This window comes from Candidatus Paceibacterota bacterium, assembly GCA_035438625.1.
In the GTDB taxonomy this organism is placed as follows: Bacteria; Patescibacteriota; Minisyncoccia; order Phycocordibacterales; family DAORIS01; genus DAORIS01.
Window position 1 is genome coordinate 13086 of sequence record DAORIS010000006.1, and the last position, 19508, is coordinate 32593.

The window sequence follows — 19508 nt, forward strand, 5'->3', positions numbered from 1 at the left end:
AAGTTAGGTAACGTTAGCATAATGAGGTCAAAAAATCGACTCTATGATAGATTAAGACGCATGAAAACGGCTGTAATTACCGATCCAGCAAAAATCAAGGATCTACTCGAAAGAGACACTGAAGATATTGTTGTCAGAGAATCGTTGGAGAAAAAACTAATGTCGGGTAAGCAGTTGCGCGTAAAGTTGGGAATTGATCCAACTTCTGAAAATATTCACATCGGCCGCGCGGTTCCACTTCGTAAATTACGCGCATTTCAAGATCTTGGGCATATTGCAGTTTTTATTGTTGGAGACTTCACTGCACAAATTGGTGACGCATCTGACAAACTTTCAAAGCGACCAATGCTTTTAAAGGAAGATGTTGAAAAAAACATGAAGACTTACAAGGAACAGGTAGGGAAGATCATTGATTTAGATAAAGCTGAGTTTCATCACAACTCAACATGGCTTTCAAAACTAACATTTGTGGAAGCAGTACTCCTTGCTGAAAGTTTTTCAGTGCAGCAAATGCTCGCACGAAGAAATTTCAGTGACCGGTATGAAAAAGGAGAAGAAATTTCTCTTCGAGAATTTATGTACCCACTTATGCAAGGGTATGACTCTGTTGCGATCGATGCTGATATTGAGATCGGAGGTTTTGATCAGTTATTTAATGTAAAAGCTGGCCGCACTATTCAGAAGTTTTACGGAAAACCAGAACAAGATATCATTACCCTTCAGATGCTCGAGGGAACTGATGGAAGGAAAATGTCATCGAGCTGGGGAAATGTTATTACCATCAATGCCGAGCCTGAGGATATGTATGGAAAGGTGATGAGTGTAAGTGATGAATTGATTGAAAAATATTTTCGACTTTGCACAGCGGTACCACTTGATGAAATTGCAGGATATGTTGAAAAGATTAAATCGGGAGTTAACCCAAAGGAGGTGAAGATGATACTTGCAAAAGAAATTGTAACTATTTATCACGGAGCCTCTGCTGCAGAAAAGGCAGAATCATATTTCACGAATGTATTCACTAACAAGCAAGCTCCAGAAGAGGCGCAGGTTATTGAAGTACCAAAAGGACAAGCTGTAGCCCTCGCACTAAGATATGCAAAAATTATTCCATCAGCATCTGAATGGAGTCGTCTTGTTGAAGGTGGAGGTGTTACATATGCAGAGACAGGAGAAAAAATCACAAACACAAAACTGGCAGTAGAGAATGATATGTATCTGAAAGTGGGTAAGCGGAAGTTTGTAAAAATTAAAGTAGTGTAAAAAAATAACCGGGATATCCCGGTTATTTTTTGTAGTTAGATGTCGTCTCTCATATACCCATCTAATGGATTGTAGCTTTCATCGTCGTCCTCGTCATCGTCATCATCTTTAAACTCATCTTCATCATCGTCAGAAAATCCAGTTCCATCTTCAACCTTCTTTTTCTTGACTAGATCTTCCTCAAGGTCCTCGACAGCCACAAGTAGTTCCTCATCGTCTTTTAACTCTTCGACAGCAGGTTCGGCGTCGGGCAAAACCACTTCTTCAGTGTCTTCTTCAGCCCCCTCAACTTTAGGGGTTTCTTCTTCGTCTTCAATTTCGTCGTCGTATCTGCTGCGAGGCATCTAAAAAATGATTTAACTTGTAAACGGTATTGTTGTATCAAAATGAATTATTTTTGCAACAGGCTGCGCTCTCTTTGTTTGTGGGGATAACTGAGTAAGCCCGCTACAGCGATCGCAATTGCATCATATTCATCGTCTCTAACTATTTTTTTTACGTCCGAATTATTTTTTTGTATGGGTATGTTGCACAGTCTCTGAACCATTAAAATAACTTGCTGTTTGTCACTTTTACCATGCCCAGTAAGTGCAACTTTTACACTCATTGGGTTAAGTTCTATCACCTCAAGTCCCGCTGCGTGTATAGAAGTTAAAATTACACCACGTGCCTCTGCAACTTTTATCGCAGTCTTTTGGTTTTTAGAAAAAAACAATGACTCAGTCGCCACACCGTCCGGTGTGTACTCGCTTATGAGGGTGGGTAGGAAAGTGGCAATGGTCTGTAATCGCTCTGCGTGTGGAGCTGTTTTGGGTGTTTCAAGACACCCTGAGACCAATACGGTAGGTTTTTTTCCTTCCTCAACGACAGCATAGCCGAGTCTGTCATACCCAGGATCAATTCCTAGAATGCGCAGTGGCCTATTCTGCATTGGTGTATACGTCTTGGACCTCGTCGTTATCTTCGAGTTCTCCAATCAATTTTTCGAGGATTTCTGAGTCAGATTCAGAGATTGGAATAGTGGTCTGTGGAACCCACTCATTATTTTGTTTTGTAAATGCCCAACTAGCAGAGCCTGGGCTTGCTAACTCAAAACCATTTTTTGAAAGGATGTGTTTAATTTCTTGTGCAGCTTTATTTCTGTTATCTGTAAGTGCTTCGATGATGAGTGCTGATCCACCTGGTCCGTACGCTTCATATGTAATTGAATCCATATTTGCTGAGTCCGTTGCTTTCTTAATTGCACGCTCAATAGTGTCGTTTGGCATGTTTGCTGCACGGGCCTTATCTATCGCCGCTTTAAGACTAGGGGAGTTGGGGTTACCTCCAGCTTTTTTTGCTTCAACAGAAATGAAGCGTACGAGCTTACCGAAAATCTTACTCTTTTCAGCGTCCGTACCAGCTTTCTGTCTTTTAATTTTTGACCATTTGTTATGTCCTGACATGGAGCGATTGTACCACTTACGACTTCTTAATGTGACCGTGTGCTTTTATTGTTGCGACACGACCGCGAGGGGTGCGCTCGAGCATTCCAATCTGAATTAGATATGGTTCGTTATAGTCCTCAATAGTTCCTTCGTCTTCGGATAGTGCAGCGGCAATTGTTCCAATTCCAACAGGACCTCCTCCGAACTTATGAATGATTGTGTGGAGTATTTCTCGGTCTGAGCTTGTGAGACCCAACTCATCAATACCGAGCATGGCGAGTGCCTCGTGTACCAAGTCACCTGAGAGTGCTAACCGTTTAACTTGTCCGTAGTCGCGTGCGCGTTTAACCAGGAAGTTTGCTGTTCTTGGTGTGAATCTACTTCTCTCTGCAATTTTTGTGACTGCATCATGATCAATTTCTGCACTCAAGAGTGACGCTGATCGTTTGATGATTTTTTTAATTTCATCTGGTGTATAAAATTCCATCTTGAAGACTCCTCCAGAAAAACGACTTCTAAGTGGTGAAGAGAGGAGAGAGACGCGGGTTGTTGCTGCGATTAATGTAAACGGCTGGAGGTCTAATTGAATTGTTCGAGCTGATGGGCCTTTGCCGATAATAATATCGAGTACGCGTGATTCCATAGCAGGGTAGAGTACTTCTTCAATTGTTTTGTTGAGTCGATGGATCTCATCAATAAATAAAACATCACCAGGACCGAGGTTTGTAAGAATAGATGCAAGGTCTCCAACCTTCTCAATTGCGGGGCCAGATGTAATTTTCATCTGAGCACCAATCTCTTTTGCGACAATATGTGCGAGCGTTGTTTTTCCAAGACCTGGAGGACCGTAAAAAAGAATATGTTCAGGAGTTTCAGAGCGCTCTTTAGCAGCCTGAATGAGAACTTTAAGGTTGTCTTTTATTAAACTTTGCCCAATATACTCCTCAAAACGATGAGGTCGTAACGTTAAATCAAGGGAAGTGGCTTCTTCCTCTTTAAACTCCGCATCGGTGCCTACTAATGGGTCCTGAGGGATGGCGCTTGACATTAAAATTTAAATATGCTAATATATAAATCCAAGTACGTTTTACTAAGATTCATATACGTTGGTTGATAGGGACGCCAAAAAAGCGAAAAGTCGACCGTTTGAATCTCCAAGCAATGGCCCCCAGGGTTTTGAAAGTGTCTACGCGAGGATTGCCTGGCTCTTTTCTTCGGAAAAGGCGGCTGGGCATCTCCTTAGCACGTCACTTGGCTTTCGGTGCTGTATCGAAAGTATTGTTTGGAGATTTATTCGGTGGACGCCTTACAAAATAGTAACGTACTTCAAAAAAAGCACAACTTAACAGTGTGCTTTTTTTGTTTCGTACTCTTTTTTAGAATAAAAATTTACAACCATGACTGATCAAGATCGATCACACGCTCAAGTTCATCAAGGGAAGTGACTCCACGAAGTACTTTAATCACTCCATCTTGTTGTATTGTGTTAATTCCTTGTGGGAGTGCTGCTTTCCAAATCTCACGCTCACTCGGGTTGTTACGAAGTACTTGTTCAATCGCCTCGTTCATAAGAATAGCTTCATATAATCCAACTCGTCCTTTGTATCCCGTGTGGTTACACTTCTCACAACCTGCTGCTGTCCAGATTTTTTCTCTTTGAGGTACTTCTTCTGGGCGAGCAAGGTTTTTTAATATGCGTTCAAAGAGTGCTTTGTCGGTGTTATTAATAGGTTGTTCTTTTTTACAGTTCTCACATAATTTTCGTGCCAATCGCTGAGCCATTGAAATACTAATAGCAGAAGAGAGGATCTTTGTATCAATTCCAAGGTCAATCAAGCGGGGGAATGTTCCTGCGGCGTTGTTGGTGTGGAGTGTTGAGAACACCAAGTGACCAGTGAGTGCAGCATTTACCGCAATTTCAGCTGTCTCTTGATCTCGAATTTCTCCCACCATGATTACGTCAGGGTCTTGTCGAAGCGCAGAGCGAAGTCCGGAGAGGAAGGTGTATCCTTTTTCAGTGTCTGTTTGTGTTTGCACGATACCAGGAAGGTGGTACTCGATTGGGTTTTCAATCGTGATGATTTTAATAGTCTGTGAGTGGATCTTTCGGATGAACGCATAGAGCGCTGTGGTTTTTCCGCTTCCTGTTGGACCTGTTGTAAGAATAAGTCCGTTTGGCCGTGAGAGTTCGTGCATAATTACACTTAAAAGGTGTGGCTCGATACCGAGGGCCTCAAGTGGTACTGAAATTGAATCAGGATTCAAGATACGCATAACCAGTGATTCGTTGTATGCACCAGGCAGCGCTGATGTACGAATTTCAATTTCACTCTCTTTAATTTTTATACTGAAGCGACCGTCTTGGGCATTCTCGTGGATATTTAGTTTTAGTCCTGAGAGAAGTTTGATACGAGAAAGAAGGAGAGTGTACGTATGTGAATCAAAATTCATGATATCGGTAAGCACACCGTCGATCCTATAGCGAAGTCGAGCATATTCTTCTTCAGGTTCTAGGTGAATATCAGACGCTCCTGTTGCAAGTCCTCCGGCGAGAATAATTTCAAGAATGCTTGATGTTTTTCTATTTCGAAGACTTCCAGTTCCACCAAGCTTTTCTTCGATCATCTTTCGAACGTCTTCAAGAGAATGTACTGATTCTAAGAATTGTTGGAGTTGGTCACCAGCAATTTCAAGTGCACCAGCTTGGGTTTCTTCTGAGAAGGATAATTCTTTGTATCGCTTCCAGACAATTTCCAAACTATTATTTGATACAAGTGTTTTTGTTACTTGATATCCCTTTTGTTCAAGATCAGCAATAACCTCGACTGTTTTAGGTAGGTTAGGGGAGAGAACTGCAAGATCAAGTCGGTGAGCTACAACGTTATACGGTGCAACTTGTGCCTCTTGGGCAATTTTTTCAGGGACAATACGAAGCGCTTCAAGGTTGATTGGGGTAAGTGTGAGGTCTGCATACTTAAACCCATATTTAGCAGCAAGCATTTGCGCGAGGTTTTCTGAGTCTTTGTCGCGCAACTCTTTTAGTTGCTTTACCTGCTTGTCGTCATTAAACGTGATCATATGCACTATAGTGTAACACTAGAGGCTTGCTACAATACGTATATGAAACACATCTACATCACCCGACCGATACCATCTCTTGCAAGTTCAATGCTGCGTGATGCTGGTTTTGAGGTAACACAAAACACCGCTTCAAAAATTCCATCACCACGAAATCTTATAAAAGCCCTCAAGGGAAAAAAGTATGACGGAGTGCTTTCTCTCCTTACTGAAAAAATTGATGCGAGCATTTTTGATGCTGCGCCCGAAGCGAAAATCATATCTAACTATGCGGTTGGGTTTAATAACATCGATGTAGAAGAAGCAAAGAAGCGGGGAGTGGCAGTAACAAACACGCCTGTTACCAGTGAACCTGTTGCAGAGTTTACGCTTGCACTTATCCTGGCACTCGCTACGCGAATCGTTGAAGGAGACCGATTTATGAAGAAAGGAAAATATGCTGGTTGGGATCCAAACCTCCTCAACGGAACTGATCTCAAAGGAAAAGTGCTCGCGCTTGTTGGTAGTGGCCGTATTGGATTTAGCGTAGCTGAGCGCGCATACAAGGCGCTTGGTATGAAGATTGAATATTACGATCCAATTCCAAATCCAAAACTAGAAGCAGAGTGTGGAGCGGTGCGACATGAGAATGTAGATGACCTACTTAAAGTGGGAGACTATGTCTCTATTCACGTACCACTCATGAAAGAAACCGAACATTTAATTGATGGACGAAGATTATCTCTCATGAAACCAAATGCGTTTTTAATTAATACTTCACGCGGACCAGTAGTCGATGAAAAGGCACTAGAAAAAGCACTCAAGGAAAGAGTGATTAGGGGAGCAGCAATCGATGTGTATGAATTTGAACCCAAAGTGTCTCGTGGACTTCGGAAGTTAGAGAACGTCATCCTTACTCCTCACATTGCCTCAGCTCGAGAGAGTGCTCGTCTAGAAATGGCTAAGGTTGCAGCTCAAAACATCATTGATTTCTTCGAAGGAAAGAAGCCTGTTGGCTTGGTGGGGTAAGAAGTACCCTACATTGACAATAGTGTATTTTGTGATATAATATATATCAGAGTACGCTGTTATTTCAAATCACATTAACGGAGGTGTTCCATGTGGACACGCATGTACGCGTTTCTTCTGACCCTGGTCACTGTGACCGGGTGTGTATCACTCGATCCGAACGATCCATCGTATGCTTTTCGGCAAGATAAGGATTTTACGGAAAAAGAACTCGCACAGACTCGCGCCGAACAAGACGCAGCATTACGATTTCTCGGAGATGGTTCGTGGCCTGGATATGGCAGCACATACATAGAAGGTTACGGAGGGGTCGGTGCTGCCACTGTGTTTGAAGATCATCCACCAGAAATCGTTCTGACCGAAAAAGGTACCCGGGTCACAGATCGTGGATACAGGTACGATTCAACTGTCGGCGGTGAGATAGATGTACGGGGTACGTATCGCGGTGTTCCACCCCATGAACGCACGTATTACAAGCGCAAAGTAAAAGAGTACGAGGAGCAACAACGCGCCCGCGATCGTGCTAACCGTCGGTAATGTGAAAGTTCACTATAAGCCCAAGTCGAAAGACTCTGGGCTTATTTTTTACCTAAAATTCGTATATTATGGCGATATGGACACACTCGCCGAATACCAGATATTTTCACTAGAAAAGATTGATAGTGTCGCAGAGACTATTTTAGATGTTGTTGGAAGCCACTACTCAGGAAAAGGTGCATTCGTTATTACGCTTTCAGGTGACCTTGGGGCAGGAAAGACGGCCTTAACGCAGGCGATTGCACGAAAACTAGGGGTAACTGAGAATGTCTCAAGTCCCACGTTCGTGGTCCAAAAGACATATCCGTTGTCCACACCTAATCCACAGGGTTTTACACAGCTTATACACATAGACGCGTATAGGATTGAAAACCAAGCTGAGGCGGAGGTTTTGAAGCTACAAGAGTTACTGCATACACAAGGGGTATTATTCATCATTGAGTGGCCAGAAAAGTTACCTAGCTTTCGAGTTGATATGCGCATAGAATTGGCTCACGCTCCTGAAGTCGGAGAAGATACTCGCTCCATGAATGTAGTACTAATGTAATATTCAATGTCACCAACAAAACACACTAAAGATAAAAAAGTACTCGTTCTCCTCGACTCACATGCGATTTTACATCGTGCATACCATGCACTTCCAGATTTTGCGTCTACAAAAGGTGAACCAACGGGAGCACTCTATGGACTATGTTTAATGTTGTTTGCGATTACTGAAAAATTTTCTCCATCACACATTGCTGCGTGTTTTGATTTACCAAAACCAACATACCGGCACCACGCATACGCTGCGTACAAGGCTGGAAGAGTGAAAAGTGATGAAGCATTAATCACGCAGATTAACCGTGCGCGAGAAGTGTTTAAAGCATTCAACATTCCGCTCTATGAAAAGGAAGGATTTGAGGCTGATGACATGCTTGGAACAATTGTGACTCAGGTAAAGCGAGATATTCCAATCGTCATTGCGTCAGGGGATATGGATACATTGCAGTTGGCTGATAAAGATCATGTATCAATATTTACTCTCAAGAAGGGTGTAAAAGATACTATTTTATATAACGAAAAAGCCGTCGTTGAGCGTTTTGGTTTTGATCCGGAATTTTTGCCTGATTATAAAGGTCTTCGTGGAGATCCGTCTGACAACATTATTGGAGTACCTGGAATTGGAGACAAGACTGCAACTATTTTGATTTGTAAGTACCACAGTATTGAAAAGATGTATAAGGCGCTTAAGAAAGACCGAAAAAACTTTGCTGCAGAATCAGGTGTTACTGAACGTATCGCAGGAATTTTGGAAGAACATGAGGAGGATGCACTGTTCTCGAAAATGCTCGCAACAATTAGAAGAGATGCTCCGGTTCTGTTTTCTCTTGAAGGCTCTGTGTGGAACCCAGCGGGGAGGATGGCTGAAATTAAAAAGCTATTTACTGACCTTGAATTTCGATCACTCATTCCTCGAGCACAGACTCTGTTTAATGGTGGAGCTCCGTCTGTTGAATATGATGATCCTGCGGACGTAGAAGAAGAGTCAATTGTGCCTGATGAGGCAACATTAACTGATGAAGACAAGGAGTTATTTAACAAGTCCGCTGTAATGTTGTGGATAGTGGATTCAGCGCATACAACCCCATCGCTCGATGAAATTTTCACGTACACAAAGGCAAAATCACTTAAAGAGGCACACGATACACTCCTAGAAAAGTTGAAAGCAGAACCAACACTGTTAAAGATTTGGAATGATATTGAGTTACCACTCATGCCTGTCATTAAGCATATGGAAGTGTCGGGTGTAAAAATCGATACGGATAATTTCAAGAAGTTATCTGAAACGTATGAAAAAGAATTACGTTCCCTTGAAAGCCAGATTTGGAAACATGCAGGGAAAGAATTTAACGTTAATTCACCACGACAACTTGGGGAGGTTCTATACACTGACTTAGGCCTCGGAGTGAAAGTGAAAAAGACATCTACTGGTGCACAATCAACAAAAGAATCAGAGCTTGAAAAGATTAAGGATGCACACCCAATCGTTTCCTGTATTTTAGAATACCGAGTGTTACAAAAACTCCTCTCAACATACATCGACGTCATTCCTTCACTGGTAAATCCAAGTGACAGCAGGCTCCATGCAACATTCCTTCAAGCAGGAACAACAACAGGAAGACTCTCATCTGCAAACCCAAACATGCAGAATATTCCAATTAAAAGTGAGCGGGGTAGAGCTATTCGTGATGGGTTTGTGGCTGACGAAGGGTATGTACTTCTTGAATGTGATTACTCTCAAATCGAGCTTCGGGTTGCAGCGTTTCTTTCAAACGATCCGCTACTCATTGATATTTTTAAGGGTGGACGAGATGTTCACACTGAGGTTGCCGCACAGGTATTCAAGGTGCCAACTGAAGAAGTGACAAAGGATATGCGTCGAAAAGCAAAGGTGATTAACTTCGGTATTTTGTACGGAATGGGAGTAAATGCTCTTAAAGCAAACCTTGGCACATCACGTGCAGAAGCACAGGAATTTTATACGAAATATTTTGAAACATTTAATCGACTCGCAACATATCTCGAAGAAACAAAAGAATTTGCAGCGACGCATGGATTTACAGAAACGTTTTTCGGACGGCGCAGGTATTTTGCAGGATTAAAATCACCACTTCCATTTATCCGAGCAGGCGCAGAGCGTATGGCAATTAACGCACCAATCCAAGGAACCGAGGCAGACATCATTAAGCTAGCCATGATTGATATTTTTAACGGAGTAGTGAAAGAGAACGAAGGAGATATTAAGTTAGTTATGCAGATCCATGACTCACTTATCTTTGAAGTTAAAGAATCAAAGGCGGTAGAGTTCGCAAAAGAAGTGAAGCGAGCAATGGAAGCATCAATGCCTGCAAAAGATACTCGAGGTGTACCTATTCTTGTTGATGTTGCAATCGGTCCACACTGGGGTGATATGAAACATGTTGCATAGTATGTTGTACGCATTTATTGGAACTGACACCGTTAAAGCATCTTCCGCAGCACGGGCATATATTACTTCTGAAGAAAAACGGTTGGGGATTCCTCTAGGTACGATATCTCGCACTCGATACACTCCACAAAATTGGTCAGTGGAAGATTTTGAATCGATTGCGAGTGGAGCGGGTGGGCTTTTTGGTGATCCAATTGTACTCATTCTTGATGGGGTAGATGAGGTGAAGGGAATTGATATGGAACGTGTGGCTACAATTGCACAAGAAAGCTCTCATGTATGTGTATATATCGGAAACCCTGAGGAGAATGCGTTAAAAAGTATTACTGGTGCTGCAAAGTCGGTACAGACATTTGAAACAGTTCTACAGAGAGAAGACAAAAGCAACTTTGAACTCGCAGATTACATTGGAAAGAGAGACAAGAAAACTGCTTGGCTTAAATATAGGGCAATGATTGATGGAGGAGCTTCCGCTGACGAAATTCACGGAACAATTTTTTGGCTTTTTAAAAATATGAAACTAGCAAGCGAAGAAACTGCAGTTGCTTCGGGGCTACATTCATTTGTGTATGGAAAAGCTCAGGCCAATGCCAAGAAATTTTCTAAGGAAGAAATTAACGAACGACTACAAAGACTTATTTCAATGCATGTTCGTGCACGAAGTGGGGAAGAGGATATGGAAGCAGGTATTGAACGGTTTATATTATGCCTCTAAGTGTAGATTCTTTGGATGAATTGTACGGGATTTTGTGCTCCCAGCAGGAATCGAACCTGCGACCCTCTGCTTAAAAGGCAGGTGCTCTACCGACTGAGCTATAGGAGCGTGAGTAACAGAATATATAAAAAATGTCCATTTGTCGACATATAGCCTCATTTTGATAGCATGCGAGCATGCAGAAAAAGGAAGAAACATATGGTGAATACAATGCTGTTGCAGTGCTATGTGATATCAGAAGTGAGGAAAATGTTGGTTCAATGTTCCGCACTTCTGATGCGGTAGGTATCACCAAGCTGTATCTTGCGGGGTATACGCCCGCACCACTTGATAAGTTCAATCGACCAACATCAAAAATTGCCAAAGCTGCTCTTGGGGCTCAAGAAACTATTTCCTGGGAACATAAAAAGAGTGTTCCAGCACTCCTTAAGCGATTAAAAAAGGAAGGGTATGTGTTGGTTGCAGTAGAGCAGTCAGAAAATTCAGTAGATTACAAAACAGTTACTTTTCCTCGTATAAAAATAGCGATCGTGGTTGGAAACGAGGTGACTGGGTTATCTAAATCCGTATTAAACCTTTGTGATGTCACAGCGGAAATTCCCATGAAAGGGAATAAGGAGTCACTCAATGTTTCTGTTGCATTCGGTGTTGCTGCGTTTCGAATTTTTAATATTTAACCTGGTGAGTGTCACAAAAGTGAGCGCTTCTCGTAGCAACAACGATTCTCTTAATCGTTCCAGTGCATCCTTTTTGTGCACAGGGTTTTCCAGTTTTTCTATAGGTATTGTGTCGATTTTGGAAATCTCCAGCTAGTCCGTACACGTTTCGGTAGTCAGACATTGAGTCTCCTCCAAAATTAATTCCGTTGATCAGCACTTTCTGCATGTCAGTGTATAGGTGTTTAAGCTGTGCTTCAGGTATTTTCGAAACAATAGATTCGGGATGAATACGTGCTAACCACAACATTTCACCAGAGTAGATATTCCCAATACCCGCAATGAGAGATTGATCTAGGAGTACCTGTTTAATTTTTCCTTTGGATCGCTTGTGCAGCGCCTCTTTAAATTCTTTGTATGTAAATTCAGATGAGAGTGCATCTGGGCCAATGGCCTTAATATCAGAAACCTCAGAAAGTTTTTCTGTATCAACGAGTAATACTTTAGCGAACTTGCGCATATCAGAAAGCGCTAGATGTTTTTCTGTTTTGTTTTTTGTAAGCGTAAACACTAAATGAATTCGTCTATTGAATGAGTCAGTAGATAGGGGAGTATTCTCAGCTCCTCTCCATGGATCTTTTTCTCCTTGGTGGAATGTATATGTGCCAACTAGATAGTGTCCGGTCATCTTCATGTGAGTGAGGATGGTCTTTCTGTTATCTAAATGTACGAGGACATTTTTTCCTCGACGACTTGTGCTCTTGATCACTGCTCCAACTGTGTTTCTTTTGAAGTACTCAAAATACGACGCATCTTTAATTGATTGCTTGTGTGCCTTGTACGAACTGGCATAGTCGGTCCACACATCGTTGATGGTATATCCAACTATTTCTTTTCTAAGTCCAAGGACGGTTGTTTCAACTTCTGGGAGTTCAGGCATTGATCCTTTCTTCTGTAACAGCTGCCTCAGCAGCTTCAACTGCAAGTAGGTGACGCAGTTCTTCTTCTGTTACCGTTCTGTCGCTCCATACTTGCTTTGAGCCATTTTTGCCCATGATATATGGGTCAGTTCCTTTTCCTGAAATAAGTACAGATACTTTTTCTCCTGGATTTGCAACGACTATTTCGCGTGCCATTGAGAGTGCTTGTTTAATTGCGGTGCGACGGTCAATTTCAATTGTCAGTGGCGCACGAGGGATTGCAGAAGCCATGTCGGTAATAATTTGCATCGGATCTTCATCGTACGGATCTTCATTTGTGAGGAAAATATGGTGACAGTGGAGGGCGGCAATGCGAGCCATCTCAGGTCGCTTCCAGGTATCACGTCCTCCTCCAGTATTTCCAAGAACACCAATGCGCTTTGATTGAGAAAATGCTTCGTAGAGCTTTGTTAGTGAGTCAGGTGTATGTGCGTAGTCAATTACCGCATCAAAACCTTGTCCGAACTCAATTTTCTCAGCTCGTCCGGCAACACGCCCCATCCGTTCAATTCCTTCTCGTATCGCAGCGTCGGGTATTCCAAGGGATTCTGCACACGCTGCCGCAGCAAGACAGTTCATAATATTGAATGCACCAAGTAGTTGGCTTGTTACGCGGGCGTTTTTCCAAGAGAATAGAATTCCGTGTTCGTGTATTCTCCATGGCTCAGCATCTTTCATTGAGAACAACTTTCTATCAGCGGTAGACATCTTGAGGAATTTCTCATGCTCAACATCATCAGCGTTTACAACAATCGCACGCTTCTTTTTGGATGTTCGCTGGAGTTCTTTTGCAATTGAGAGTTTTGCATTCACATAGTTTTCGTATCCTCCATGAGACTCAATGTGTTCAGGTGCGAGGTTAAGGAAAATAACAGCGTTTGGGTTAAGGAACTTGTGTCTGAATTGAACTGCTGCTTCAGAACTCATTTCAATGACAGCCCACTTACATCCAGAAACAACAGCTCTACTCAAGAATCGCTGCATGAAAAAACGACCAGGAGTGGTCATCTTAAACATGTTTCTCTCGGAACTGTCACCAATCTTGAATCGAATTGTATTTGTAAGTGCTGTCTTTTTTCCAGCGGCTTCCAAAATAGAACTCATGATTTCTACCGTACTTGATTTACCTTTTGTTCCAGTGATCAAAATAACCCCGATTCTACGAGAAGGGAAGCCATAATAGATGGCGCCAGTTAGAGCCATAAAATAGTGATACCACGGCTGTAGTTTTTTGAAGGTCTGCTTAGGAATAACCCCTTTAATTTTTCGAAGAATTGCCTCCATATATATGTATTCTAGCGTCTGGTCTACTTGTCGGCTAGGCGCTTGAGGCTCTCTTTTACCAGTTCTGCAGAAGATTTGCCAGTAGTGTCAATTTTCTTAAGCGCTTCTCGAATTTGTCGCTCTTGGTACCCAATCGCAGTGAGTGCTTCAACTGCTTCTTCAAATGAAACCTGTTCTTCAGCGTTTACCCCAGTTACAACTGAAATCTTTCCAGCAAGGGCGAAGATTATTTTCTCAGCTGTTTTTCTACCGATACCAGTTGTTCGACTGAGATGAATTGCATCACCTGTAGAAATTCCTTGTCGGATAGTCTCTGCGCTCGCAATGTTTAAAATATTTAGTGCTGTTTTTGGTCCAACACCACTGACATTGAGAAGGAGGGTGAACATATCCAGGTCACTTTCTTCGATAAACCCATAAAGGTCTTGAGAATCCTCGCGAATCGCATGGTGTGTCCACAATAAAACACGCTTTGTATCACCCCAATTACGAAGACGTTTAAGTGTTTCTTGGTTGCTGTATACCTTATACCCAATATTGCCCGTTGCTATCACAACGTATGTTTCTGTAGTGCGGACACAGAGCCCTTCGACGAATGCAATCATAGAAACATGATACCACTATTGCCTTTCTGATCTTTTTATCGTAAGATCCTGGGATGCCAATTACATCTTCAGCAAAGAAGGCCCTTCGCGCATCAAAGAAGAAGCGTGTCTTCAACTTGCGCCGCAAAAACAATATCGACAATGCGATCAAGACAGTGAAGCGTTTAGTGGCTGACAAGAAGGGAAGCGAGGCAACGAAAGCACTCGCCGCAGCATATGCTGCCCTCGACAAAGCCGCAAAAGGAAAGCTCATTAAGAAAAATGCAGCATCCCGAAGAAAGGCTCGTCTCGCTGCGTTCGTCAAAAAGACAGCGTAAGTGATATTTTTTACATTCGACAAAAAAGCCCCTGTTTGGGGCTTTTTTGTTTTTACATCCCCTCGCTAGGAATCGAACCTAGATTTAGAGATCCGCAATCTCTTGTCCTATCCATTGAACGACGAGGAGTATGGTGCGAGGTTACCATGATTCCTTACAAATTTGAAGCGAACGAGTGTTAAAAACCGATATAGTCGAGGAGTTTGTAGAGGAGGGGCTCTGCGTGAGAATCTTCAGGAATATATCGTGAAATTACTTCTTCAACAGTTTCTGGTGGGTATCCAGTGATTTTTACAATTGTATATGGTAGAAAAAACTTCTTTGATTTGATAATTAGCTTTGGAATATATTCTTTTTCAACTACTGCAAATGAATCAAGTGTTTCGTACGGATAAAATAGGTTACGAACCTGGATACCTTTCTCGTAAATACCTACATCAACTAGTTCAGGGTGTTGTGTGGTCAAGAAGGCGAGCATAGCAGCGCCAAGACCCAATACAATTCCCAAAGACCAGTTTCCGAGGAGGACACAAATGACTACAAGAGCAATAGAAATGATCGTTACAATCCAATACCAGTCAGCTGAATGATTGCGAGGTTCGTATTCATGTGTCTGCCAAAATAGCAGTGGTTCCATATGTAGAAAATAATAGCATGCAAGTGAAATTACAAATTTACTTGTGTTAACTGCTTCTTTTGTCTATTATGGTCGTACCTGGAGGAGTGGCAGAGTGGTCTATCGCACCTGTCTTGAAAACAGGAGGGGTCGCAAGGCTCCCGTGAGTTCGAATCTCACCTCCTCCGCAAAAAACAAAAAAGGACACCAACTACTTGGTGTCCTTTTTTGTTTTTTCGGAAGGGAAACACCAATGAGAAAGTCTTAGACGTATCATGACTACGCCAAACCCCAAAGTATTTCATAGGTAACAAACTCGCGCTACAATAATATTATGGATGAGCCTAAATTTTTACTTGAAGTTCCAGAAGGCGTCACTGATAAAGTGGTAGTTTTCCTGCCCGGAATAACTGGGGGAGCATTGACAGGGCGTTTTCAACTGCTTGTGGATGTGTGCTTAAGGTCTCACATCGCAATTGCAAGGGTTAATCTTTGGAAAGATGCAAAGGATGTTGCAGGTAAAACACTCAACGATCTGCATACTGGTCTTGATGAAATTATTTCGCTTCTGCGTAGTAAGGGTTATATTTCGATATGTATAATTGGAAAAAGCTTTGGTGCTACTGTCTTGCTCACTTCACCTTCATTAGACGTTGCGAAAATTGCCTTATGGTCTCCAGCAATAACTGTCGTAGATTTTGGCAATAATATTAATGAATGGATGACAAAACCACTCAGTGCTCTATCCTCAGTGCTTAGTATAACCGTAGACAAAAAATATTTAGAACGTAAGCAAACAAACACCCTGATTATTCATGGAACAGGGGATGATAAGGTTCCATTTTCTAACTCAGAGAAAATGGCAACCTATCTACCAAATGTACATTTGGTAGCTATAAATGGAGCTGATCATTCTTACAGTGATAAAAACCACGAACTTGTAGTCGTTACTACATCTATCAATTTTTTTAATAAAGAATAGGGCAAGTTTCTTGAGTGCTCCAACCGGCATAGTCTTATTGACAGTATGTTATTGAGGTAGTATAATTTATCGGATAACCAGGCAAAGAGCCAGGTATAGTCCTTTACGGAGATTCACATGAATCATTCAGCGGTAGTTTCTCAAGCGGTTGCACTTCCTGTTTTTGACACGCATGTTTTGAAGCGTGTCCTCAAGCTTGAAAGCGAGGTTAACGATCCTGTACCACTGACAGATGTCCAGGTCGACTCGGACATCGAGGAGTACCTCGGGTTCCTACGTCAACACAAGATGGAGCCGGGCAAGGATATCTTGCCTCCGGTACGTGTCGACCGTGTCTGGCATATTCACATGATCCAGACCGAGCAGTACGCCCAGGTGTGCCAAGAATACTTGGGCAGGTTTCTCCATCATGCTTCGATGATTTGCGGTGCCGGCCAAGAACGCGTTTATCCGTGGCACTATCGCGGTGAACGCGAAGAGGAGCCGGTCGAACAGGTTGCCGCCTGATCACTCGGGGCAATTTAATGTTCAAGGTGGTACCAACACGCACAGTTGGTACCACCTTTTTATTTTGGACAACGTACTTGATTTGATGCTTTAATGCAATATATTCTCCTACAATATAAATGGAAAATTTTGAAAATACAAAAGTAGAAACACCAGAAGATCACCCCGAACTCTTTCGTGATTTTGCTGAGACGCCTGGAGACTTTAAAACAGAGTACCCTGCATATTGGAGTCCTTATAAATCTCCAAAGGAAAAATCAGAATATCAACAGCGTCTCCCAGTAGAAATACAGCCGTTTATTCGGGGGTATTTTCAGAAGCATAAAGATGAGATATCCTCTCGGCAGCATGAGGGTGTGGGGGAGTATCTAGTTCATCTTCATGAAGCGTGGGATCGTCACCTAGAAGTAAATCGCCAGATAGACTGCTTTCTTTCGTATGAATTAAAGAATATTTTTGGAGATTGGTCACCGAAAGAGTGGTATATGGCTAAACGCCTGCTTGTTGCTGGCATGGAGACCGATCATTCTAAAACAATGTATTCCGGCGGTATAAAAAAGAAGTTAGACTCTGAATCAGAACTGTTGGCTGATAAGTATAAAGATTTAGACACTGATTTTAAAAATGAGTTGCTAAGTCCCTCATTCGTCACTTTTTACGAAGCACGAGATCTTGAACATAAAAAATACCTTGCGTCACTTCTAGAAGGTGATCCAGACCCAGATTTTAAAAATGACCTTATAAATCGGTATCATTCAGGAGATGTTGGTTTATTTGAGTTGCGCTTAAATCAAATTAAAAAACCCGATCAAACAGTAGTGGATTTAAGAAAAGAGATAAAAGCTTTGGAAGTTTCTCATGAAGAGAGGTTTGTAAAAAAGACATACTTTATGATGGAGAGAAAAGATATTCAAGATTTTGAGGGTTTGCTAAAATTTGACAATGTTACTGAGTACGAATATACGTACTCTCTTAAAGGATTACCAGACCTGTTCCTAAGGGAGGAAATCCTACGAAGACTTGTCGATGTTGGAGAAATTGATGCCGATGTCTCAGTTTTCTCACTCACCTTAAATGATTTTTCAATTGCTATTGATAACGTAATAGCAAAAGAAAAAAAGCACTTTACTATTAAATTACGACCGTATTTACAAAATTATGATACTTGTGGTACTGCTTGTGTCATGTCCATTTTAAATAGACGAGGCTATCCATTAGACGAAGAATCAGAACTACATATTTGGGAAAAAGTAGGTAAACCTTATAACTTTCCAGGTGGACTTGCGGATGTGATGTTAGAAAAAGGTTTTAATATTACTTTTGTTCAAGATAAACCAGAATTACTTGATCGTAATAATCCTGAATTTAGTAAAATGGGGGAGGGGTTAGTGGTCGCTGCAAAGACATACGTAGCACTGTTTGAAAAAGCTCTAGATAAAGGATTGCAATTTAAAATTGAAGATTGGAATTTTAAGAAGGTTCGATCAGAAATTGAGCGAGGTAATCCTTGTTTGGTTTATTTAAATGTTTCAGAAACAGTTTCTCATGTAGTAATTGCAAGAGGTATCAAAAATGATCGATTGGAAATAGTAGATCCCTTAGGAAGCATCAAGTATCTTACTGAGGATGAGTTAAATCGTAGAATCGTGGATCCAATGGGGAAGCGTTTAATTGTAGTCAATAAGCTTCCAGACGATTTTTTTAGTAAGCTTGATAATGGACTTGCAGCTGTTGGATATTAGAACAATTTCTAATAACCTCAATAATTTGTCGTAAACAGAGTTATCTCCTAAAATCAGCCAATTTTTTTGTTAGGATTTACTTATGACTCACCACATGAAGTTGCAATCTGAACCATTTATAAAAATTAAGAATGGTTCTAAGTCTATTGAGATACGATTGAATGACGAAAAACGACAACTCCTAAAAGTGGGAGATGATATTGAATTCTCATTATTGTCCGATCCTACCCAAACAGTTAAAACTAAAGTATTAGAACTATTAAAATATAAAACTTTTAAAGACTTATTTAATGCATTCCCATTTGAAGTGTTTGGTTCAGAGACTAAAGAAGATTTGAATGGAATTTATCAATACTATTCCACTGAGGAAGAATCCCGATGGGGAGTCTTAGGAATAAGAGTGGAACGATACAATATATAAAAATATCTAACAGCCCAGCGCTCTTTGTATATTTGACAATTATACTAAATAGTGGTATTTTATTTATCGAAAGATCATAGCTCTTTTTATATTACGTTTGCGGTTTCTTGTATTTCTCCTATATGTACTTATCATGCTAACAAGTGTTCTGTCCCAAACTCTTTTGAGGTTCGTAATGAGTAAACGAAAGACAGCAACTTTCAAAGTTACATATCAAATACCTCGCGCCAGAGCAGCGATACTCATCAGGCACTCAATGTCGGTAAGTAAGCCCGGACCATGGTCGCAAATTCCGTACGGGGGAATCTATAAAAAGCGAGTAATCAAGACTCCTAAACGGATAAAGGATCTTCGGCTGGGGAAAGTGTTTTGAGTTTTAAATTGCCTATTCACGCCGCC

The 19508-nt window shown here is 41.5% G+C and carries 21 protein-coding genes and 3 tRNA genes; 13 read left to right on the top strand and 11 right to left on the bottom strand.

Going from position 1 to position 19508, the window contains the following annotated elements:
* Window positions 1–60: 60 nt before the first annotated feature.
* Window positions 61–1263, top strand: coding sequence for a tyrosine--tRNA ligase (tyrS, locus tag PLF31_02790; protein ID HRH26372.1), 1203 nt, complete (start codon window positions 61–63; stop codon window positions 1261–1263).
* Window positions 1264–1298: 35 nt separating this feature from the next.
* Here tyrS and PLF31_02795 read toward each other — a convergent pair whose 3' ends face one another.
* From PLF31_02795 to PLF31_02815, 5 genes are all read right to left on the bottom strand, one after another.
* Window positions 1299–1607 (bottom strand): hypothetical protein, encoded by a 309-nt coding sequence (locus PLF31_02795; GenBank protein ID HRH26373.1) that lies wholly within the window; start codon window positions 1605–1607, stop codon window positions 1299–1301.
* Between the two features lie 47 nt (window positions 1608–1654).
* On the bottom strand, window positions 1655–2194 hold the full coding sequence (gene ruvC, locus PLF31_02800) for a crossover junction endodeoxyribonuclease RuvC (GenBank protein ID HRH26374.1): 540 nt from the start codon (window positions 2192–2194) through the stop codon (window positions 1655–1657).
* A complete protein-coding gene (locus PLF31_02805; GenBank protein ID HRH26375.1) occupies window positions 2184–2708 on the bottom strand; it encodes a YebC/PmpR family DNA-binding transcriptional regulator in 525 nt (174 codons plus the stop codon). Before PLF31_02805 ends, ruvC begins: the two co-directional genes overlap by 11 nt.
* A gap of 16 nt (window positions 2709–2724) precedes the next feature.
* The gene (gene ruvB / locus PLF31_02810) at window positions 2725–3738 is read right to left on the bottom strand and encodes a Holliday junction branch migration DNA helicase RuvB (GenBank protein HRH26376.1); all 1014 of its coding nucleotides are present in this window, start codon (window positions 3736–3738) and stop codon (window positions 2725–2727) included.
* A 341-nt stretch (window positions 3739–4079) separates the two neighbouring features.
* Window positions 4080–5768 carry a GspE/PulE family protein gene (locus tag PLF31_02815; protein ID HRH26377.1) on the bottom strand — a complete coding sequence of 563 codons (1689 nt, stop codon included), beginning with the start codon at window positions 5766–5768 and terminating at the stop codon, window positions 4080–4082.
* Window positions 5769–5810: 42 nt separating this feature from the next.
* Between PLF31_02815 and PLF31_02820 the strand changes: the two genes are divergently transcribed.
* The 5 genes from PLF31_02820 (at window position 5811) to PLF31_02840 (ending at window position 10999) form a co-directional block, all read left to right on the top strand.
* The gene (locus tag PLF31_02820) at window positions 5811–6776 is read left to right on the top strand and encodes a D-glycerate dehydrogenase (GenBank protein HRH26378.1); all 966 of its coding nucleotides are present in this window, start codon (window positions 5811–5813) and stop codon (window positions 6774–6776) included.
* A gap of 132 nt (window positions 6777–6908) precedes the next feature.
* A complete protein-coding gene (locus PLF31_02825; GenBank protein ID HRH26379.1) occupies window positions 6909–7313 on the top strand; it encodes a hypothetical protein in 405 nt (134 codons plus the stop codon).
* A 76-nt stretch (window positions 7314–7389) separates the two neighbouring features.
* Window positions 7390–7860: a tRNA (adenosine(37)-N6)-threonylcarbamoyltransferase complex ATPase subunit type 1 TsaE gene (gene tsaE / locus PLF31_02830; GenBank protein HRH26380.1), complete on the top strand. Its 471-nt coding sequence runs from the start codon at window positions 7390–7392 to the stop codon at window positions 7858–7860.
* Window positions 7861–7866: 6 nt separating this feature from the next.
* The gene (locus tag PLF31_02835) at window positions 7867–10284 is read left to right on the top strand and encodes a DNA polymerase (protein HRH26381.1); all 2418 of its coding nucleotides are present in this window, start codon (window positions 7867–7869) and stop codon (window positions 10282–10284) included.
* 1 nt (window position 10285) lies between these two features.
* Window positions 10286–10999 carry a hypothetical protein gene (locus PLF31_02840; protein ID HRH26382.1) on the top strand — a complete coding sequence of 238 codons (714 nt, stop codon included), beginning with the start codon at window positions 10286–10288 and terminating at the stop codon, window positions 10997–10999.
* A 35-nt stretch (window positions 11000–11034) separates the two neighbouring features.
* Here the strand turns inward: PLF31_02840 and PLF31_02845 are convergent.
* A tRNA-Lys gene (locus PLF31_02845) sits at window positions 11035–11107 on the bottom strand.
* 68 nt (window positions 11108–11175) lie between these two features.
* Between PLF31_02845 and PLF31_02850 the strand changes: the two genes are divergently transcribed.
* Window positions 11176–11676 carry a TrmH family RNA methyltransferase gene (locus PLF31_02850; protein HRH26383.1) on the top strand — a complete coding sequence of 167 codons (501 nt, stop codon included), beginning with the start codon at window positions 11176–11178 and terminating at the stop codon, window positions 11674–11676.
* Here PLF31_02850 and mutM read toward each other — a convergent pair.
* The 3 genes from mutM to ruvA are packed head-to-tail and all read right to left on the bottom strand — an operon-like array spanning window position 11666 to window position 14524.
* Window positions 11666–12595 carry a bifunctional DNA-formamidopyrimidine glycosylase/DNA-(apurinic or apyrimidinic site) lyase gene (mutM, locus tag PLF31_02855; GenBank protein ID HRH26384.1) on the bottom strand — a complete coding sequence of 310 codons (930 nt, stop codon included), beginning with the start codon at window positions 12593–12595 and terminating at the stop codon, window positions 11666–11668. The genes PLF31_02850 and mutM overlap by 11 nt on opposite strands.
* Window positions 12588–13919 (bottom strand): UDP-N-acetylmuramyl-tripeptide synthetase, encoded by a 1332-nt coding sequence (gene murE / locus PLF31_02860; protein HRH26385.1) that lies wholly within the window; start codon window positions 13917–13919, stop codon window positions 12588–12590. Before murE ends, mutM begins: the two co-directional genes overlap by 8 nt.
* Before the next feature lie 23 nt (window positions 13920–13942).
* Window positions 13943–14524 (bottom strand): Holliday junction branch migration protein RuvA, encoded by a 582-nt coding sequence (gene ruvA / locus PLF31_02865; protein HRH26386.1) that lies wholly within the window; start codon window positions 14522–14524, stop codon window positions 13943–13945.
* Window positions 14525–14577: 53 nt separating this feature from the next.
* Between ruvA and rpsT the strand changes: the two genes are divergently transcribed.
* On the top strand, window positions 14578–14841 hold the full coding sequence (gene rpsT, locus PLF31_02870; GenBank protein ID HRH26387.1) for a 30S ribosomal protein S20: 264 nt from the start codon (window positions 14578–14580) through the stop codon (window positions 14839–14841).
* Window positions 14842–14898: 57 nt separating this feature from the next.
* Here rpsT and PLF31_02875 read toward each other — a convergent pair.
* Window positions 14899–14970 (bottom strand) — tRNA-Arg (locus PLF31_02875).
* 49 nt (window positions 14971–15019) lie between these two features.
* The gene (locus PLF31_02880; GenBank protein HRH26388.1) at window positions 15020–15478 is read right to left on the bottom strand and encodes a hypothetical protein; all 459 of its coding nucleotides are present in this window, start codon (window positions 15476–15478) and stop codon (window positions 15020–15022) included.
* An 80-nt stretch (window positions 15479–15558) separates the two neighbouring features.
* Between PLF31_02880 and PLF31_02885 the strand changes: the two genes are divergently transcribed.
* The 5 genes from PLF31_02885 (at window position 15559) to PLF31_02905 (ending at window position 19109) form a co-directional block, all read left to right on the top strand.
* A tRNA-Ser gene (locus PLF31_02885) sits at window positions 15559–15645 on the top strand.
* Between the two features lie 146 nt (window positions 15646–15791).
* Window positions 15792–16439, top strand: a complete 648-nt coding sequence (locus PLF31_02890; GenBank protein ID HRH26389.1) for a prolyl oligopeptidase family serine peptidase — start codon at window positions 15792–15794, stop codon at window positions 16437–16439.
* 117 nt (window positions 16440–16556) lie between these two features.
* Window positions 16557–16946, top strand: a complete 390-nt coding sequence (locus PLF31_02895; GenBank protein ID HRH26390.1) for a hypothetical protein — start codon at window positions 16557–16559, stop codon at window positions 16944–16946.
* Window positions 16947–17065: 119 nt separating this feature from the next.
* Window positions 17066–18688, top strand: a complete 1623-nt coding sequence (locus PLF31_02900) for a hypothetical protein (GenBank protein HRH26391.1) — start codon at window positions 17066–17068, stop codon at window positions 18686–18688.
* 94 nt (window positions 18689–18782) lie between these two features.
* Window positions 18783–19109 (top strand): ASCH domain-containing protein, encoded by a 327-nt coding sequence (locus PLF31_02905; GenBank protein ID HRH26392.1) that lies wholly within the window; start codon window positions 18783–18785, stop codon window positions 19107–19109.
* Window positions 19110–19508 lie beyond the last annotated feature (399 nt).

Coding starts and splice junctions, on each gene's coding strand:
- tyrS (HRH26372.1), top strand. CDS start 61: ATGAAAACGGCTGTAATTACCGATCCAGCAAAAATCAAGGATCTACTC.
- PLF31_02795 (HRH26373.1), bottom strand. CDS start 1,607: ATGCCTCGCAGCAGATACGACGACGAAATTGAAGACGAAGAAGAAACC.
- ruvC (HRH26374.1), bottom strand. CDS start 2,194: ATGCAGAATAGGCCACTGCGCATTCTAGGAATTGATCCTGGGTATGAC.
- PLF31_02805 (HRH26375.1), bottom strand. CDS start 2,708: ATGTCAGGACATAACAAATGGTCAAAAATTAAAAGACAGAAAGCTGGT.
- ruvB (HRH26376.1), bottom strand. CDS start 3,738: ATGTCAAGCGCCATCCCTCAGGACCCATTAGTAGGCACCGATGCGGAG.
- PLF31_02815 (HRH26377.1), bottom strand. CDS start 5,768: ATGATCACGTTTAATGACGACAAGCAGGTAAAGCAACTAAAAGAGTTG.
- PLF31_02820 (HRH26378.1), top strand. CDS start 5,811: ATGAAACACATCTACATCACCCGACCGATACCATCTCTTGCAAGTTCA.
- tsaE (HRH26380.1), top strand. CDS start 7,390: ATGGACACACTCGCCGAATACCAGATATTTTCACTAGAAAAGATTGAT.
- PLF31_02835 (HRH26381.1), top strand. CDS start 7,867: ATGTCACCAACAAAACACACTAAAGATAAAAAAGTACTCGTTCTCCTC.
- PLF31_02840 (HRH26382.1), top strand. CDS start 10,286: ATGTTGTACGCATTTATTGGAACTGACACCGTTAAAGCATCTTCCGCA.
- PLF31_02850 (HRH26383.1), top strand. CDS start 11,176: ATGCAGAAAAAGGAAGAAACATATGGTGAATACAATGCTGTTGCAGTG.
- mutM (HRH26384.1), bottom strand. CDS start 12,595: ATGCCTGAACTCCCAGAAGTTGAAACAACCGTCCTTGGACTTAGAAAA.
- murE (HRH26385.1), bottom strand. CDS start 13,919: ATGGAGGCAATTCTTCGAAAAATTAAAGGGGTTATTCCTAAGCAGACC.
- ruvA (HRH26386.1), bottom strand. CDS start 14,524: ATGATTGCATTCGTCGAAGGGCTCTGTGTCCGCACTACAGAAACATAC.
- rpsT (HRH26387.1), top strand. CDS start 14,578: ATGCCAATTACATCTTCAGCAAAGAAGGCCCTTCGCGCATCAAAGAAG.
- PLF31_02880 (HRH26388.1), bottom strand. CDS start 15,478: ATGGAACCACTGCTATTTTGGCAGACACATGAATACGAACCTCGCAAT.
- PLF31_02890 (HRH26389.1), top strand. CDS start 15,792: ATGGATGAGCCTAAATTTTTACTTGAAGTTCCAGAAGGCGTCACTGAT.
- PLF31_02895 (HRH26390.1), top strand. CDS start 16,557: ATGAATCATTCAGCGGTAGTTTCTCAAGCGGTTGCACTTCCTGTTTTT.
- PLF31_02900 (HRH26391.1), top strand. CDS start 17,066: ATGGAAAATTTTGAAAATACAAAAGTAGAAACACCAGAAGATCACCCC.
- PLF31_02905 (HRH26392.1), top strand. CDS start 18,783: ATGAAGTTGCAATCTGAACCATTTATAAAAATTAAGAATGGTTCTAAG.